This is a genomic window from Marinomonas sp. G8-14, assembly GCF_055808935.1.
In genome coordinates this window covers 3,958,038-3,975,823 of record NZ_CM147891.1, presented here as the reverse complement: position 1 = coordinate 3,975,823, position 17,786 = coordinate 3,958,038, and the positions used below count along the sequence as shown (strand labels likewise).

Below are 17,786 nucleotides of genomic sequence, written 5' to 3'. Positions count from 1 at the left end.
CCGGATACGCTCGCGTGTCCGGCTTTTCTGTCTCTGGATCTACTAGCGCCTTCATTACCACATTGTTAATGAGACCATAAGACATGGCAACACATTTAAGCGCGGCCGACACGCGACCTCGTCACAAACGCGTCTTACCCGGACTGAGTTTAAGTTTAGGCACTTCTCTGCTGTTCATTAGTTTGATTCTTCTCTTGCCAATGGCAGGGCTTGTAATGCAGTCTGTCGATATGGGCTGGGATCGATATTGGCAAGTCATCACTGACGAACGCGTGGTAGCCAGTTATAAAGTGACCCTGTGGGCCGCCGCCTTAGCGTCTATTTTTAATGGTTTTTTTGGCCTCTTACTCGCTTGGGTGTTAGTCCGTTATGACTTCCCAGGACGCCGTATTTTGGATGCTCTAGTTGACCTACCTTTTGCGTTACCAACCGCGGTGGCGGGTATCACATTAGCCACCTTGTACTCTCAAAATGGCTGGTACGGCGACATACTTGAAGGTATCGGCATCAAGATCGCCTACACACCTTGGGGTATTGTGCTTGCCATGGCCTTTACCAGTATTCCTTTTGTGGTTCGAACCGTTCAGCCAGTTCTAGAAGAATTATCCCCAGAAGAGGAAGAAGCAGGAATGACGTTAGGCGCGTCCGATTGGTCGGTGTTTCGTCGTGTGATTTTCCCTGCTTTATGGCCGGCTTTAATGACGGGGATCGCCCTGTCTTTTACGCGCAGCTTAGGCGAATTCGGTGCGGTCATTTTTATTGCTGGTAACATGCCGTATGTCAGTGAAATTACGTCTTTAATGATTTTCGTCAGTTTACAAGAGTTCGACTTCCCAGCAGCCAGCGCCATTGCATCTGTTGTACTGATGGCGTCGTTGATTCTCTTGTTCGCCATTAATATCTGGCAGGCGCGTTATTTACGTCGCCTTCATGGACGCAGTTAGGAAAAAATTATGTCATCTACAAAAAACACCTCTAGCCAACTGAGAGTCGGCGATAATCCTTGGGTAAAATGGTTGTTGATTGGTTTAACGCTGTTGCTAACCGCCATATTATTGGTGGTGCCGTTAATCAGTATTTTTCAACAAGCCTTTATGGAAGGTGCTGCGCATTATTTTAGCAGCTTGCTTGAAGCCGATACCTTACACGCCATCGGTTTAACACTACTGGTTGCCGCTCTTACGGTTCCCATTAACTTAGTCTTTGGTGTCATGCTGGCATGGGCTGTGACCCGTTTTGAATTCCCCGGTCGTAAACTGCTCATGACCTTGATGGATATTCCCTTTGCGGTGTCCCCTGTGGTCGCGGGTCTGCTTTATCTTTTGTTGTATGGCAACAACGGCTGGATTGGTTCTTGGCTTTACGACCATGATATTCAGCTGATGTTTGCGTGGCCAGGTATTGTTATGGTGACTATTTTTGTCACCTGTCCTTTTGTGGCCCGCGAATTGATCCCTTTAATGCAACAACAAGGTCGAGAAGACGAAGAAGCGGCAGTGATTCTGGGCGCTTCTGGCTGGCAGTTATTCCGCCGCGTCACGTTACCGAATATTAAATGGGCGCTGATTTATGGCGTTATCCTGACCAATGCTCGTGCCGTGGGTGAATTTGGCGCGGTATCCGTCGTATCAGGTAATATTCGTGGCGAAACCAATACCTTACCTTTATTAGTGCAAGCACAGTACGAGGACTATCAAGCCGCCGCGGCCTTTGCCAGCGCGTCCCTACTGGCCTTACTTGCTTTACTCACCTTGCTGCTTAAAGCCTTCATCGAATGGCGTCTGGAACGCAGTATGAAACTTGAATCCGATAAAGAGAAAAAGACAACAGCATGAGCATCCTTATTGAAAACATCTCCAAAAAATTTGGCCACTTTCAAGCCTTGTCCCCTTTGTCATTGGATATCAACGAAGGTGAAATGATCGGTTTGCTAGGGCCATCTGGTTCTGGAAAAACCACGCTTTTACGCATTATCGCTGGACTCGAAGGTGCCGACACGGGTCGCATTCAATTTGGTGATCGAGATGTGACCGACTTGCACGTGCGTGACCGCCGTGTGGGATTTGTGTTTCAAAACTACGCCTTGTTCCGCCACATGACAGTGGCTGACAACGTAGCATTTGGCTTAGAAGTCTTACCCCGTAAAGAGCGACCAAGTGCAACTGAAATCCAAAAACGCGTCCAACATTTGTTGGAAATGGTTCAGCTTGAGCACCTTGCAAGCCGTTTTCCGTCACAGCTTTCTGGTGGTCAAAAACAACGTATTGCCTTGGCACGTGCTTTAGCGACGCAACCAGAAGTCTTGCTGCTAGACGAACCTTTTGGTGCCTTAGATGCCAAAGTACGCAAAGAACTGCGTCGTTGGTTGCGCGGCTTACATGATGAGCTTGGATTCACCAGCGTATTTGTGACCCATGACCAAGAGGAAGCGTTAGAATTATCAGACCGCGTTGTGGTGATGAGCAACGGACACATTGAACAAATCGACCAACCGGGCGCCCTCTACGCCTCACCAAACAGCCGATTCGTCTTCGACTTCCTTGGTAACGCCAATGTCTTTGAAGGCAAAGTCGCAAACGGCAAATGGCATAACCAACAAGCCAGTATTGTCTTGCCACACTCTGTTATTGAACAAGAAAGCGCAGAACAGAAAGACGGTCAACTGTATATTCGCTCCCATGAGTTCTTTGTCTCAAAAGAACCCACAGCGCAAGCCAACTTGCCATTACGCTTGATTGCCATCAACCCAATTGGTGCCGAAGTTCGCCTCGAACTCACTCCGATTGATTGGCAAAGCAACGACGTTTGGGAAATCGACCTACCTCACAAAGCGTTTGACAAAAACTGCTTCGAAAAAGGCCAAACCTTATACGTCTCCCCAAAAGCCGCTTACTTTTTCGCCCATGACGCGCAACAACCAGTGCTATTGAATTGGGAAGCAAGCAAAGCTTAATTCGCCGTAACCACAAGAGCAGCAGACGATGATACAAGCCGTGATTTTTGACATGGATGGATTACTGATTGATTCCGAGCCTTTTTGGAAGCAAGCGGAATACGATGTATTTTCGTCGGTTGGGGTTGAAGTGACGACGGATTTGACCAAGGTGACAGCGGCCATGACAACGAGGGAAGTAACCGAATTTTGGTACGCGAAACAGCCTTGGCTTGGTGCGTCTCTTGAGGACGTCGAAAATCGTGTCGTCGAGCGAGTCAAATACTTGATCGAAACGCAAGGGAAAGCTATGCAGGGCGTTCATGATGTACTCAACTCACTACAACAAGCCAAGGTAAAAATTGGCCTTGCCACCAATTCTCCAAAAGACATCATTCCTAGCGTATTACACCGTCTTAATATTGCTGACTATTTTATGGCTTACAGCTCAGCTGACAAAGTAAATCGAGGCAAACCTGCTCCTGATGTTTACCAACTAACACTGAAAAAGCTTGGCACTGAAGCTCATCAGTGCATTGCGTTTGAGGATTCACTTGGCGGTATAAAAGCCGCCTTGGCCGCTGGTATTAAAGCCATTGCCGTACCGCATGCAAACGAATTTGATCATGACAAGTTTGATCTCGCACCGCACAAACTCAGAAGCTTATCCGAGTTCAATCATCACATAGGCAATGCGCTTTTGAGTCAGCCCTAAAGCCTCATTAAGCTTTTTATATGACAAAACGCAGCGCGGCCTAGGGCGTCTATGTTGTAACCGCCTTCTAATACCGACACCACTTTCCCACCACAGTGACGATCTGCTACTTCCATCAAACGATCGGTAATCCAAGTAAAGTCTGACTCGCTTAATCTTAGTTGTCCCATCGGGTCTTCTTTATGAGCGTCAAACCCCGCTGAAATCATAATGAGCTGAGGTTTAAATGCTTCAAGTGCGGGCAGTAATTGCTCACTAATGATGGTTTGAAAAGCCTCACTACCAGACCCAGCCGCCAAAGGCATATGGAGAATATTATCGTAAGAAGCCCCTGGATCGCTGTAGGGATAAAACGGGTGTTGATAGCTGGACGCATAAAGTACTGTCGGATCGGCTTTAAAAATATCCTCTGTACCATTGCCGTGATGTACATCAAAATCAATAATCGCCACACGCGCCAAACCATAGCGATTAATGGCATGGCGAGCACCAACAGCAATATTGTTAAACAAACAAAAACCCATGGCTTTATCGTATTCTGCGTGGTGCCCTGGTGGACGAATGGCACAAAACGCATTGTCCATTTCTCCAGTCATGACCAAATCAACCGCTTTCACAACAGACCCTGCCGCAAACAGGGCCGCATCCAAAGTATGAGGCATCATGATGGTTTCAGGCTCTAATTCGACATGGCCTTCTGCTGGCGCGCGCGCAAAAATAGAATCCACGTACGCAGTATCATGCGTGGCAATCAGTTGATCGCGGGTCGCCGGATCCGCTTCTATACGACGGATAAAGTCCATCAACTGCCCCATGATCAAGCGATTTTGAATCGCACCAAGCCGCAGAGGCGACTCTGGGTGATCTTCTCCCATATCGTGCCGATCGCAATAAGTGTGTGTGATGTAAGCCGTTGTCATTGGAAGTCTCTGGATTATTATTTTTTGCGATTATTTGCTCTCACTGTGCCTTATATCAAGCCACAAAAACATCAAAACAGTCTATCCTACCATGGTCTACCATTCATACAGATGAAGACTGTGCTACTGTCATAATACGTTTATTGAGTTTCTGGAGAAGACCAAGTGAGCCAACATGCTTTGCAATCCCTACTCGCCCCAAGATCCATGGTCGTGCTCACGGGCGAGAATGGACACGATCCGCTCATGCTGGCGCTATTACAATCTCTTGAGAACACACACAAAACTTGTCCTGTTAGCCTAGTCGGTGTCAAGCCAGACTTCCCATTCAGCTTTGATCATTTTACGGCGCTTAGCGCATTAAATACCTGTCCAGATCTCGCCGTATTAGCAGGCACTTATCCGAACACAGCGATGGAAAATATCATTGCGGATTGCGGTGCAGCAGGCATTCACTCACTCTTAATGCTGTCTTGGACAGAAGAAAATGCAGACAAGCTGATACCCGCGTTGCGTCAACACAATGTACGCTTGCTTGGCCCGAATAGCTTTGGCATTTGTCGCCCCAAACAAGGCGTGTTCGCTTGGCTTGGCTTAACACAACCCCTCACCGGCAAGTTAGCACTGATGTCACAATCAGGTACGGTTGCCAGTGCCTTAGTGGATTGGGCCACGTGGCAAGGTATTGGCTTTTCCCAAGTGGTGTCCATGGGTACCCCAGTTGATGTGATGCCATCACAAGTGTTGGATTATTTATCCAACGATTTCGACAGTCAGGCAATCTTGATGTATCTGCAAAAAATTGGTCGCCCAACACGCTTTCTCAGTAGTTTACACGCCACTGGGCGAAGCAAACCCGTTGCCGTTGTCACTGAACATTCCGTCGGTGCCGATGAGCGAGTACTCGACGCCGCGCTCAGTCGGACAGGGGCAGTACGGGGTCGACGTTTGAATGATTTAATCGCCGCCGCGTCGGTGATGACCAATGCCCGCCGAATCAAAGAAGGTTCGCTATTAATTATCGGTAACGGCGCAGGACCGGGTGAACTTGCCGCCCAACGAGCAATGGAATTGGGCATTGATCTACTGACGCCAGCAGACGAACTACACGACACATTAGAAGCCACTATGGCGGGTCGTGGTGGCATTGGCCCGGTGACTACGGTTTGGGCAAGTTGTGCAACGGATCTGTTTATCGATCTTGCTGCGAATGCCTTACAAAGTGATGAGTGTGGTGCGGTATTACTGACACTCAGCCCAACCGCACTGATCGACATTGATTCCCTCTACGACCTCATCATTAAATTGCATCGAACACAGAAAAAACTCGTCATGGTCTGTTTGCTTGGCGGTGGCGGGATGACCAACATGCGCACACGCATTAATGAAGCAGGCATTCCAACGTTTAGAACCCCCGAAACCGCCATTGAAGGCTTTCAGTTCTTAGTACAGTTCCAGCGCAACCAATTGCTCGCAAAACAGTCCCCCGATAGCCATGCGTTTCGCTTTAAAATCGACGTCTCCGAGGCAACAAAAACTCTCAACCACTTGTTTAAAAAAGGGGAAAAAACACCTCATGCGGACGCATTACGAGACATTTTTGAACTGTTTCATATTCGCCTAATTACTCGTCGTCAAGCGTCGAATCAGTTGTCTGCCCCTATTCATTTACGCGTTTTTCAAGATAACGTATTTGGCCCCGCCATTGGTTTGTCGTTAGAAGGCGCCCAACAACACAAACAAGCCGAAGCTGTCGCCTTGCCGCCGCTTAATACCATTTTGGCAAAAGACTTAATACAGCGCGCCTTTCCTGGCGAAGAATCCTTTGAGCTAGAAAGCCTACTGCGCAACTTATCCACCATGGTGTGTGAATTGCCCGAAATCGAAAGCTTAGAGGCTCGCCGATGTGCGACTTCACGACAGTGGCAGTGTTTACGCTGACGTGACGGCCAACCTTCGTCTTTGTAAAAATTGGCGTCGATATGAACATCTTGCGATTCACCCTTACCCAAGACAATGGGTATCGGAGCGAGTATTGAAAAACGATGAGATCGCTACTGTTAGGCCAGTTTTACCCAGAGATTCTGGTATCTTGGCCGATTTTGTCCGCAGCATGTCCCATGAAACACGCTATTTTCGTTTTATCTCCAACATCGAGGAATTGACTCCTCGCATGCTCGCCAGCCTTTCCCACATCGACTATGACCGAGAAATGGCTTTGCTCGCAGTGATTCAACGGGACGGACAAGATTTACTCATTGGCACAGCACGATATATAGATAACTTTGATGATCAAAGTTGCGAGTTTGCAGTGGTATTAGGGGACGCATTCCAAGGCTTAGGCTTGGCGTCGTATCTCATGCGACGACTCATGCAAGTCGCCGCGGATAAGGGGATTCGAGTGATGAAGGGCATCGTCCTTGCCGAAAACAAACGCATGATCGACTTTTGCAAGCACTTAGGCTTTACAATCCAACGCGACCCAGACGATTTCGGTCAAATCATTGCCAGCATTAAACTGACGCCCGCCCTACTAGAAAAATGTCAGGCGTCGTCTTAAGGTAATACTTCAATCTCCACCTCAATCACACCTAGGTTCGTATTAGCAATACGCTGAAAAGCCGATTTGCTCAGATCAATAATCCGGCCACGGACAAAGGGCCCACGGTCATTGACTCGCACCACAACACTTTTACCATTATCAACATTCGTCACTTTGACTTTAGAACCAAACGGCAAACGCTTATGGGCGGCCGTCATGGCTTTTTGATCAAATGGCTCTCCGCTTGCGGTTTTACGCCCTTGGTACTTCATAGCGTAATAACTGGCTTTACCGCTTTCTTCGAATCCTACTGAATCGGAACGACTGATTGGGCCACTTGCACACGCGGTCAACACAAGAGACAAGATTACCCAACACAAGGTACTGATTATTCGCATCGTTTTATCGTTTCCTTTAAGCCACTTTGATGTTTACACACCATGATAACAGATAGCTCTCCCCAACAAACTCAAACTGGATAAAACCTTGGTCAGCGTCTTGTCAGATTTTTGCGCTATGTTTCTTTTCATCCTTTTGATGCACCAACATAAATTCAGAGTATGGTTAACATCACCAGAGATACCAATAATGCCAGCATATTTAAGGTATGCTTTGCGCCATTAAAAACCACGATTTTTTTGATTTATACACATGGCTTCATCTTTTTTATCACTTATCACCACCCCTTCTCGCTGGACGACACCGTGGCGACTCACGGTATTGCTCGTTGCCTCGTTTGTGTTGGTGGTGATATTCGAACTCTTTCGGCTACCGGCTGCATTACTGCTTGGCCCCATGATTACCGCCATTATTTTAGCCACCAGCGGTGCAGGGATGAAACTACCGAAACCCATGTTTTTAATGGCGCAAGGCGTTTTAGGGATGATGATTGCAAACAGTTTACCATTAACTGTCTTCGCAAAAATTGCTCAAGAATGGCCACTGTTTCTCATCGGTACGGTTTCGACGATTGTCGCGTCTAGCTTTTTAGGCTGGCTGTTGAGTAGAACTGGTTTGTTGCCTGGTACCACAGCCATTTGGGGCATCGTCTCCTGGTGCCGCATCGGCAATGACCATCATGTCGGAATCCTATGGCGCAGATATGCGACTGGTCGCCTTTATGCAGTATTTGCGCGTGGCCTGTTGCGCCATTGCTGCCACGGTCGTCGCCAGCGTGTTTCATGTGGATAATTTGGCTATCGAACCCGTAGATTGGCTAGGCGTGTCATCATGGCCGGCCTTTGGCACCACCTTAGCTATTATTCTAGCAGCCTGCATGGCTGGTGTGATATTACGCTTACCCAGTGGTCCCATGTTGATTGCGTTAACGGTTGGCTTAGTCATTAAGTTTACTGGCATTATGCCCATTGTGTTGCCTAATTGGTGCTTGGCCATCAGTTTTGCGGTGTTAGGCTGGTCAATCGGCTTTCGCTTTACTCGACAAGCCTTGCAACACGCATGGCATGTGTTTCCACATGTATTAGGCGCCATCATTGCGCTCATTGCGATCAATGCTTGCTTGGCCATGCTGTTGATTACTTTTGCAGATATCGATCCTCTCACCGCGTTTTTAGCCACCAGTCCAGGCGGGGCCGACTCTGTTGCCATTATTGCCGCCTCCACCAATGCGGATGTTTCTTTCGTTATGGCCATGCAAGTAGCGCGTTTTTTATTGGTACTCATTGCTGGTCCTATGCTCGCCCGCTGGCTTTCAAGCCATAAAACCGCCTAAAACGAAAAAACCACCCGCAGGTGGTTTTTAAAATAACGATTGAACACTAACTGGCCTGTTCCAGATTTTCTGGGCCAAATGAAAAAGGCAATAATTCATTCATAGTGAGTGATTTCCTCACGCCTTCTGCACCACAAATATGGATTTTAGTATCCACAGAAGAGAACTCACGAATCTTTTGGCGACAGCCACCACAGGGAGTCACCAAACCATCGCCTTTGCCAATGACGTAAATATCTTGAATGTGTGTTTCGCCATCAAGCACCATGGCCGCAATCGCGCCCGCTTCTGCGCAAGTGCCTTCTGGGTAAGCCGCATTCTCAACATTACAACCAGAATAAAACTTACCTGTCTTGGTTAAAATCGCCGCACCAACTGGAAAGCATGAATAAGGCACATACGCCTTACTCATGGCATTTTTCGCCAACTCCAACAAGGTTTCGTTGTATTTTACAGTCGACATATCAAGCCCGCTCTTTCACATAAGGTCGACCAATTGCCTTGGTACTCTATGGCTTTGCCAATGAAACCAGCAAGCAACAAGACAGTTAACACATAAGGCAAGACTTCAATGGCTTGGACTGGCACTTGACCAATACCTGGAATCTCAACACCTTGCATACGCACAGCAACCGCGTCTAAGAAACCAAACAATAAACACGCAAGCAATACTGGGACGGGACGCCATTTACCGAAAATCAGCGCAGCTAAGGCCATATAACCTTTACCCGCACTCATGTCTTTCAAGAAACCTGCGTTATGGGCCGTCGACAAATAAGCCCCAGCAAGGCCACATAAAATGCCGCATACAATCAACGCACGATAGCGAATGAAGGCCACGGAAATGCCCGCTGTATCCACCGCATGTGGGTTTTCTCCCACGGCTCGCAATCTCAAACCGAAACGGGTCTTATAAATCACCCAATAAGTCACAGGCACCATAACAAAGGCCAAGTAAACTAAGATGTTATGACCACTGAGCAGATTCGAATAAATCGCCCCAATCACAGGCACATCTTGCAAAACCTCGGCGAATGGGAAAGTAATATCCAAGAAACGCGCATCCCCAGCCAAGGCGGGAGTTTGCCCCCCATACCAAACCAATACATAGACAAGGTCACCGTTAGACCTGCCACAATGGTATTAATTGCCACACCCGACACAATGTGATCACCACGATGTGTAATACAAGCAAAGCCATGAATCATTGCCAAGGAAACCGATGCCAATATACCAAAGCACAAACCAATCCATGCAGAGCCAAACACCGCAGCGCCTGCAGCGGCAGCAAACGCACTGCCAAGAATTTTACCTTCCAAGCCAATGTCTACAATGCCCGCACGCTCTGAATACAATCCCGCTAACGCTGCCAAAATCAGCGGTGTAGAGACACGCATCGTCGCGTCTAACATGAGTATCAATGTTTCAAACATAATCTTCCCCTACGCGACCGCTCTGCGAATAAAAAAGCCTTCAATACGATCTTTAAACATATGTTCAAGCGCACCAGAGAACAAAATCACCAAACCTTGAATCACCACAACGATTTCAGGTGTGATCGTTGGGATTTCAAAAGCAAGCTCAGCACCACCTTGATACAAGGCACCAAATAGAATCGCTGCCAAGATAATACCAATTGGATGATTTCGCCCCATCAAGGCCACTGCGATACCAGCAAAACCATAACCTGCCGTAAAATTAAGCAATAGGTTATGGTTGACCCCCATAATTTCGTTGAGACCCACGAAACCAGCCAAACCGCCCGAAATCAACATCGCCCAAATGGTGACTTTTGCCGTATCAATACCCGCATAACGAGCTGCGGTTGGATTCGTTCCTAGTGTACGCAGTTGATAACCCCAACGCGTATGCCAAATCAATCCCCATACAAACACACAGCACAAAAGCGCCCAAATGAAAGCAAGGTTCAATGGCGAGTCACCAATATCAATACCTAACGGCGAAAAAACCTCATGCAAGTAAGGCAACCAAGCACTTTCTTCAAACGTTCTACTATTGGGAGCCATACGACCATCTTCTTTCAGCCAATTGACAATCAAGTAAACCATCAAAGAAGACGCAATAAAGTTAAACATAATGGTCGTGATGACAATATGACTACCGCGACGTGCTTGTAAGTAAGCTGGAATATAACCCCACGCAGCGCCAAACGCGGCTGCACCAATAACAGCCAAAGGGGCAATCACATAAAAGGGCATGGTGTGATCCAGCGACAAACAAATTAAGCCAACACCCAAACCACCAATATAAGCTTGACCTTCCCCACCGATATTGAACAATCCACCTTTAAAAGCCACCGATACAGCCAAGCCGGTAAAGATAAGATTCGTTGCGTAGTACAAGGTATAGCCAATCCCTTCGTTATAACCCAACGCACCATAAATGAGGTAGCCTGCGGCTTCGATAGGGTTCTCACCAATGGCGAGAATCACCAAACCTGAAACCAGAAACGCCAACAAAATATTTAAGATAGGAATAAGGGCTATATTTACCCAAGCCGGAACTTTTGCCTGACTCATGCGGACACCCCTTCTTGCGCTTCACCGTCTTGTTCTTTGTAGTGGGCATTGGCCATCATTAAGCCGAGGGTTCGCTCATCGGCGTCTTTTGCATCAAGCTCGCCAACAACCGCACCATCAAACATCACAATGATGCGATCACTTAGTGCCATAATTTCATCCAATTCAACAGATACCAGCAAAATGGCTTTGCCAGCATCACGTAGTTTAACAATTTGTTCGTGAATATTTTCTATCGCCCCGATGTCAACACCACGTGTCGGCTGACCAATCAACAACACATCAGGGTTTTGCTCAACTTCTCGAGCGATAACAATTTTTTGCTGATTCCCCCCGAAAAATTCGCCGTTTTCAAATGCGGGTTAGGCGGACGCACGTCCCAAGCGGCCATGCGCTCATTGCATTCATCTAACATGGCTTTGCGATTCATCAATACCTTGCCGTTATACACAGGCGAATTGTGGTATCCTAAAACAGCCGCTTCATACGCTTCAAAACCCGTCACCAAGCCCATTTTATGGCGATCTTCAGGAACATGAGCCATTTTCAAATCACGCATCTGTGCTGCATTTTTAGGTGCTTTTGCACTGATAACCTGACCGGCGAAATGAATTTCCCCTTCGTCCATAGGCGTAATACCAGAAAGGACATTTAACAATTCACTCTGTCCATTTCCCGACACACCAGCAATTCCGAGAATCTCACCGGCACGCAGCTCTAAACTGACATTTTTTAAACGCTTCACGCCCTGACTGTCCAACTGAGACAAATGGTGAGCGGACAACAAAACATCACTGGGGTTTGCTTCGTCTTTATTAACCGTTAAACGTACTTTTTTACCGACCATAAGCTCAGCAAGCTCTTCCTTGCTAGTATGAAGCGTTTCACGGTGAGCCACCATTTCACCTTGGCGCATCACCGACACATTGTCGGTGGAAGCCATTATTTCACGTAATTTGTGGGTGATTAACAATACGGTAACGCCCTGATCTTTTAGGGCTTTTAGAATACGGAACAAATGGTCCGCTTCTTGAGGCGTTAACACCCCTGTGGGCTCATCTAAAATAAGAATGCGCGCACCACGATAAAGAGCCTTTAAAATTTCAACTCGCTGCTGAAGACCAACAGGCAGTTCTTCAACAATGGCATCAACATCAATGTCCAAACTGTATTCTTTTGCTAGCCGTTGCAACTCGACTCTTGCTGCCGCTACGCCGCCTTTTAATAGCGCACCACCTTCGGCTCCTAACATCACATTCTCAAGAACACTAAAGTTCTCTACCAACATAAAATGTTGATGCACCATACCTATGCCAGCATTGATGGCATCTTGAGAACTGCGAATATCAACACGCTTGCCATCTACTTCAATATGACCCGTATCAGCTTCATAAAAGCCATAAATGATACTCATCAAAGTGGATTTACCAGCACCGTTTTCACCAATAATGCCGTGAATCGTGCCTGCTGGAACTTGTAAGCAAATGTCTTTATTGGCCTGAACGGCGCCAAAACGTTTACTAATGTCTCGCAATTCAATTGCGTATGGCATGGTTTTATTCGTCATATCTAAAAGGAATTCATCTGCTTATGAGTAAAAATGCTAAGGTAAAAAAAACAGTTGCCCACTCAAAGCAGGCAACTGTTTTTTCATGCAACTTAGTAGTTACAAGTATTATCAGACATGTAATCGTGAACCTTAATGTCACCGCTGATAATCTTAGCGCGAATATCATTCATCTTGGTTTTCATGTCAGCAGTGATCAAGCTGGCATTATTTTCATCTTGAGCCCCAGTCAACACCGCCGTCAGCCAAGCCTAATACCACCATACCTGGCTTCCAAGTACCTGCGGCCGCGTCTTGATAAGTCTTGTACGCGGCTTCATCTACGCGTTTTACCATGGAAGTCAACATGGTACCAGGTTGTATGTGGTTTTGGTTTGAGTCAACACCAATCGCTAACTTGCCCTCGTCTTTCGCGGCTTGGTAAACACCGATACCAGTACCACCAGCTGCTGCAAACACAACATCAGCGCCTTGAGAGAACTGGCTCTTAGCAAGTTCAGAACCTTTCGTTGGGTCATTGAACGCGGCGCCAGTTGAGCCTGTCATATTCTGTAAAACCGTTGCGCTAGGAGAGGCATACTTAACACCTTGCTCATAACCACAACCAAATTTACGAATTAGAGGAATGTCCATACCACCAACAAAGCCTACCGTATTGGTTTTAGACGCCATAGAAGCAAGCGCTCCTACCAAGAACGACCCTTCATGCTCTTTAAAAACAACAGACTGAACGTTTGGCAGATCAATCACACCATCGATAATCGTAAAATTAATTTCAGGGAAATCTTTCGCTACTTTCTCAACCGCAGACGTCATGTTAAAACCAACCGTTACGATTGGAGAGTAACCACGCTTGGCAAGACGACGCAAACCTTGCTCTACTTGAGCTTCGTTTTTCGGTTCAAATTCTCGCACTTGAATACCGGTATCGGCTGTATATTTTTTAACGCCGTTATAAACGCCTTCGTTAAAAGATTTATCGTATTTACCTGCTTGATCATAAACCACCGCAGGTTCTGTTGCCGCATGAGCCATGCTTGATGAGATGGCTAGCGCCGTCACTGATGCAAGAAAGACAGCTTTCATTCCAATTCCTCTTATGTATGTAATTTAATCTAGGCACAATTTAACCTAGGTGCAATTTACCCTAGATAATATAAACCTTGCCTAACTGGTCAAAAATAAACCGATTAACAGAATACCGCAATGTAATCTGCACAATTTAAGCAACATTTTTACGTATATAGCCCATCATCATGTCAGTTTTTGAAAGGCATATATTTAACACTAGCCTGTAGCAATTCTCGTGCCGCTACTATAAACAAATGGTCAAGATTGGCAATTGGTACAAAATACCGTACTGCGTTGCGCTTGGCGAATTTCTTTCAAAGCCATACCACAAACTAAACAAGGCTTTTCTGCTCGGCCATAAACGGCCAATTCCTGCTTAAAATAGCCAGGTTTGCCATCACCACCAACAAAGTCTTTTAACGTGGTACCGCCCTGTTTAATGGCAGCCGCCAGCACCACTTTGATGCATTCAACCAAACGCGCTAAACGTGCTTTACTGATACCACCCGCCAGACGATCAGGGCGAATACCCGCTTTAAAAAGCGCCTCATTGGCATAAATATTACCTACCCCTACCACGACCTTGCTGTCCATAATAAAGGTTTTAATCGGCACCTTTCGGCCCTTTGCCCGAGCAAATAACATATCAACATTAAACGCGTCTGATAGCGGCTCTGGACCTAAATGTTTGATTAGTTCGTGTTGTTGCCAGTCTTCTGTTGTCCACAAGATCGCCCCAAATCGACGCGGATCCGTGTATCGTAGCCACAGCCCCCCATCAGCAAACTGAAAGTCCACATGATCGTGAAATAATGGCGGCGTTTCAGCTGGCACAAAATACAAACTACCAGACATACCAAGATGAACGATCAAAGTACCTTTTGAGGTATGAATACCAATGTATTTACCACGTCGAGAAAGATGAGTGATTTCTTCTCCTACCATCTCAGAGCTTAGTTCAGATGTGATCAACCAGCGTAGTTTCGGCTGACGAATATCGACTTTTGCAAGCGTGCGCCCTATTAACTTGGAGCTCTATACCACGCAACGTGGTTTCAACTTCTGGTAGTTCAGGCATAAATACTCTCCAGCAAACCTCAAAAAAAAGATCACCTCACCATTTCATGGGGTTCTGTATCATGTAAACACACAAGTCATATTGACCAAACGAACAAAATGTTTCTATTACTATCTTTTACTAGATATAAAAAAACCGACTCAATGAGTCGGTTCCTTTTGACAAAGATCGAAAATTATTTAATTTTCGCTTCTTTGTACATAACGTGCTTACGTACAACTGGATCAAACTTTTTCATTTCAAGTTTGTCAGGAGTATTTCGCTTGTTCTTGTCAGTTGTGTAAAAGTGACCAGTACCAGCAGAAGATACCATGCGAATTAGATCGCGAGCGCCTTTAGAAGCCATGATTCAGATCCTTATACTTTTTCGCCGTTGGCACGAATTTCAGCAAGAACTGATTCAATACCTTTTTTATCGATAATACGCATACCTTTAGAAGACACACGTAAACGGATGTAGCGGTTTTCACCTTCGACCCAAAAACGGTGCCAGTGAAGGTTAGGAAGAAAACGACGCTTAGTACGGCGTTTTGAGTGAGAAACGTTGTTACCTGTAACAGGGCGCTTCCCAGTAACTTGACATACGCGAGACATAATTAAATACCTTTTGCTATCCAGAAAGATTATTGGAAGTGTTTCACTTCCTCAGGCGGAGCATGATTCCTTATGAATCAAAAAAATCCCATACCGAGGATATAGCGGCGCGCATTTTCCCATAAGCTAACCCATTGAGCAATTCTTTTGTTAAAAAAATGACCAACTAACTGCCACTAGAGATGAATAGCAGCCATTCAGCCGATCATAATAGTCAATACAACATCGTTAACTTGGCCAATGCCACACAGGAATATCGAAGCGCTCTAACGAAGGTATCTGAGTCTGGCCTAGGTACTTTTCCAAACGAATTGAATTGCATTGCCCATGATCTTCTAGCCATTGGGTTAATATATCAGAGTGGGAAACAACCCACACTTGGCTACGCTCTGCAGCATACAGAATTAACCTAGCTAATGAAGGTATAAGATCTGGATGCAAGCTAGTTTCAGGCTCGTTTAAAACCATCAGTTCTGGCGGGCGCGGTGTAAGTAATGCAGCGACCCAAAGAATATAGCGCAAGGTACCATCCGATAATTCAGCGACAGATAAGGGCCTTAATAATCCTTTCTGATGGAACTCTAACGAGAATATCCCCTCATCCGAACGCCGAATAGTAAGATAAGCGCCAGGGAAAGCATGATCAATCGCTTGAACTAATGCATCAGGATCACCTGTTTCGAGAATGGTTTGAATGGCGGCCGCGAGGTTTCGACCATCATGATAAAGTACAGGGCTACGAGAACCTAGCTGTGACTGTCTTGCGGGTGCATTTCTATCAGTACGGAAATGATCATAAAACCGCCACTGGCGCATACGCTCTTTCATTAAATATATTTCTGGAACGGACTCAATATTAGACACTTGCTCAAACAAAGAGTCGAATGTAGATATATGATTCGAAATAACTTTCCAATGTCTGCCCTCTCGAAGAGTAATCACATTATTTTTACGTTCAACTAAGGCATTTTGAGGACGGTAGCTGCCTGCTGGCCAAATAGATTCTCTAACAATACCTGGATCCAAAAGGAACATGGAAGTAGAGCGGGGTTCGTATTCTGGCCGCCCAAATGCCACTGAATAACTATAAGAGTCCGAGGAAAAACCTAGTCTTAGCTGATTATTAGACGGTTTCTGTTCACCGACAATAGGCATTTTATCATTTGGCTTAGATTGTCCCGCCCAAAACGCCGAATCCAAACCGCCATCTATAGCCAAGGACTCTACAACACTCCCTCGCCCAGCTCTTGCCAACAAACTCAGTGCTTTATATAAATTAGATTTACCGCTGCCATTGGGACCAGTAACGACATTGAGCCGATCAAGTGGAATGATCAACTTCAAAATAGAACGGTAGTTTTCAATGGCAATGGTTTCAATCATAAACAATCCATCTAAAATTTGTATTTATACCAAGCCTCTCTCCGCCAAGGAAACAGGCGAACCATCGCCGACCACAAAGTGATCAAGCAATCGCACATCGACGAGATCAAGAAGCCCGCTTAATTCTTTCGGTAATGCTGATATCGGCCTGACTAGGCTCCGCCACGCCGCTTGGATGGTTGTGGGCGAGAATCACCGCGGCGGCATTATAATGCAAGGCCGCTTTAACGACTTCACGTGGATACACAGCTGCGGCATCGATGGTGCCCATAAAAAGTTCTTGATAGCGGATTAATCTGTGCTGGGTGTCTAAGAAAAGCACTGCGAATATTTCTCGTTGGGAATGACGCAATTGGGAAGAAAGGTAAGTTCGGACGTGTTCTGCGCTGGTAAACACGGTTTCGCGCATCAGTTGTTCTTGTAAATGTCGTTTGGACATTTCTAACACGGCTTGTAATTGCGTGTATTTTGCATCACCAAGACCAAAGCCTTGACAAAACTCCTCGCGGCTGGCTGACATTAACGCACGCAAACCGCCGAATTGGGACAATACCTGTCGAGCCAGCTCAACGGCACTGATACCTTGTGTACCAGTACGAAGAAAAATCGCCAATAATTCCGAGTCACTCAGTGCACTCGCCCCCTGATGAATGAGTTTTTCTCGAGGTCTTTCTTGCTCTGGCCAATGTTTAATACTCATGATCTACTCCTT

General features: G+C 46.3%; 16 protein-coding genes and 4 pseudogenes. 8 read left to right on the top strand and 12 right to left on the bottom strand.

What is annotated here, in order from left to right:
• Positions 1-83 precede the first annotated feature (83 nt).
• Genes cysT through hxpB form a run of 4 tightly spaced genes read left to right on the top strand, consistent with a single transcriptional unit; the run spans position 84 to position 3,647 of the window.
• Positions 84-944 carry a sulfate/thiosulfate ABC transporter permease CysT gene (gene cysT / locus AC0L6V_RS20340; RefSeq protein WP_265220145.1) on the top strand — a complete coding sequence of 287 codons (861 nt, stop codon included), beginning with the start codon at positions 84-86 and terminating at the stop codon, positions 942-944.
• 9 nt (positions 945-953) lie between these two features.
• A complete protein-coding gene (gene cysW / locus AC0L6V_RS20335; protein WP_111608541.1) occupies positions 954-1,835 on the top strand; it encodes a sulfate ABC transporter permease subunit CysW in 882 nt (293 codons plus the stop codon).
• Complete coding sequence (locus AC0L6V_RS20330; RefSeq protein ID WP_265220144.1) at positions 1,832-2,953, top strand: sulfate/molybdate ABC transporter ATP-binding protein; 1,122 nt, start codon at positions 1,832-1,834, stop codon at positions 2,951-2,953. Before cysW ends, AC0L6V_RS20330 begins: the two co-directional genes overlap by 4 nt.
• A gap of 28 nt (positions 2,954-2,981) precedes the next feature.
• Positions 2,982-3,647, top strand: a complete 666-nt coding sequence (hxpB, locus tag AC0L6V_RS20325; RefSeq protein WP_265220143.1) for a hexitol phosphatase HxpB — start codon at positions 2,982-2,984, stop codon at positions 3,645-3,647.
• Here hxpB and AC0L6V_RS20320 read toward each other — a convergent pair.
• On the bottom strand, positions 3,644-4,567 hold the full coding sequence (locus AC0L6V_RS20320) for a histone deacetylase family protein (RefSeq protein ID WP_265220142.1): 924 nt from the start codon (positions 4,565-4,567) through the stop codon (positions 3,644-3,646). The two genes, hxpB and AC0L6V_RS20320, sit on opposite strands and share 4 nt — an antisense overlap.
• Positions 4,568-4,732: 165 nt before the next feature.
• Here AC0L6V_RS20320 and AC0L6V_RS20315 point away from each other — a divergent pair, with 165 nt between their 5' ends.
• Together AC0L6V_RS20315 and AC0L6V_RS20310 are read left to right on the top strand one after the other, a co-directional pair.
• A complete protein-coding gene (locus AC0L6V_RS20315) occupies positions 4,733-6,508 on the top strand; it encodes an acetate--CoA ligase family protein (protein ID WP_418138558.1) in 1,776 nt (591 codons plus the stop codon).
• Entirely contained in the window at positions 6,474-7,127 is a 654-nt protein-coding gene (locus tag AC0L6V_RS20310; RefSeq protein WP_265220139.1) for a GNAT family N-acetyltransferase, read from the top strand. The genes AC0L6V_RS20315 and AC0L6V_RS20310 overlap by 35 nt, the downstream gene beginning before the upstream one ends.
• On the opposite strand, the gene AC0L6V_RS20305 is transcribed toward AC0L6V_RS20310, so the two are convergent.
• Positions 7,124-7,507 carry a septal ring lytic transglycosylase RlpA family protein gene (locus AC0L6V_RS20305; protein ID WP_265220138.1) on the bottom strand — a complete coding sequence of 128 codons (384 nt, stop codon included), beginning with the start codon at positions 7,505-7,507 and terminating at the stop codon, positions 7,124-7,126. The genes AC0L6V_RS20310 and AC0L6V_RS20305 overlap by 4 nt on opposite strands.
• 253 nt (positions 7,508-7,760) lie before the next feature.
• Here AC0L6V_RS20305 and AC0L6V_RS20300 point away from each other — a divergent pair, with 253 nt between their 5' ends.
• Entirely contained in the window at positions 7,761-8,300 is a 540-nt protein-coding gene (locus AC0L6V_RS20300; RefSeq protein ID WP_418138557.1) for an AbrB family transcriptional regulator, read from the top strand.
• Entirely contained in the window at positions 8,212-8,841 is a 630-nt protein-coding gene (locus AC0L6V_RS20295) for an AbrB family transcriptional regulator (protein WP_418138556.1), read from the top strand. Before AC0L6V_RS20300 ends, AC0L6V_RS20295 begins: the two co-directional genes overlap by 89 nt.
• Before the next feature lie 46 nt (positions 8,842-8,887).
• On the opposite strand, the gene cdd is transcribed toward AC0L6V_RS20295, so the two are convergent.
• The 10 genes and pseudogenes from cdd to radC all read right to left on the bottom strand — a co-directional run bounded on the left by cdd (position 8,888) and on the right by radC (position 17,774).
• The gene (cdd, locus tag AC0L6V_RS20290) at positions 8,888-9,304 is read right to left on the bottom strand and encodes a cytidine deaminase (RefSeq protein ID WP_265220135.1); all 417 of its coding nucleotides are present in this window, start codon (positions 9,302-9,304) and stop codon (positions 8,888-8,890) included.
• Position 9,305: 1 nt separating this feature from the next.
• Positions 9,306-10,274: pseudogene (locus AC0L6V_RS20285) on the bottom strand (ABC transporter permease).
• A gap of 9 nt (positions 10,275-10,283) precedes the next feature.
• Positions 10,284-11,381, bottom strand: a complete 1,098-nt coding sequence (locus AC0L6V_RS20280) for an ABC transporter permease (protein ID WP_265220134.1) — start codon at positions 11,379-11,381, stop codon at positions 10,284-10,286.
• Positions 11,378-12,948: pseudogene (locus tag AC0L6V_RS20275) on the bottom strand (ABC transporter ATP-binding protein). Before AC0L6V_RS20275 ends, AC0L6V_RS20280 begins: the two are co-directional and overlap by 4 nt.
• A gap of 213 nt (positions 12,949-13,161) precedes the next feature.
• Positions 13,162-14,034 (bottom strand): BMP family lipoprotein, encoded by an 873-nt coding sequence (locus tag AC0L6V_RS20270; protein ID WP_418138555.1) that lies wholly within the window; start codon positions 14,032-14,034, stop codon positions 13,162-13,164.
• A gap of 243 nt (positions 14,035-14,277) precedes the next feature.
• A pseudogene (gene mutM / locus AC0L6V_RS20265) lies at positions 14,278-15,097 on the bottom strand (bifunctional DNA-formamidopyrimidine glycosylase/DNA-(apurinic or apyrimidinic site) lyase).
• Between the two features lie 175 nt (positions 15,098-15,272).
• Positions 15,273-15,443 (bottom strand): 50S ribosomal protein L33, encoded by a 171-nt coding sequence (rpmG, locus tag AC0L6V_RS20260; RefSeq protein WP_011978459.1) that lies wholly within the window; start codon positions 15,441-15,443, stop codon positions 15,273-15,275.
• 11 nt (positions 15,444-15,454) lie between these two features.
• Positions 15,455-15,691, bottom strand: a complete 237-nt coding sequence (gene rpmB / locus AC0L6V_RS20255) for a 50S ribosomal protein L28 (protein WP_063332439.1) — start codon at positions 15,689-15,691, stop codon at positions 15,455-15,457.
• A 228-nt stretch (positions 15,692-15,919) separates the two neighbouring features.
• Complete coding sequence (locus tag AC0L6V_RS20250; RefSeq protein WP_137169062.1) at positions 15,920-17,074, bottom strand: AAA family ATPase; 1,155 nt, start codon at positions 17,072-17,074, stop codon at positions 15,920-15,922.
• 24 nt (positions 17,075-17,098) lie between these two features.
• Positions 17,099-17,774, bottom strand: a pseudogene (gene radC, locus AC0L6V_RS20245) (RadC family protein).
• Between the last annotated feature and the right edge of the window lie 12 nt (positions 17,775-17,786).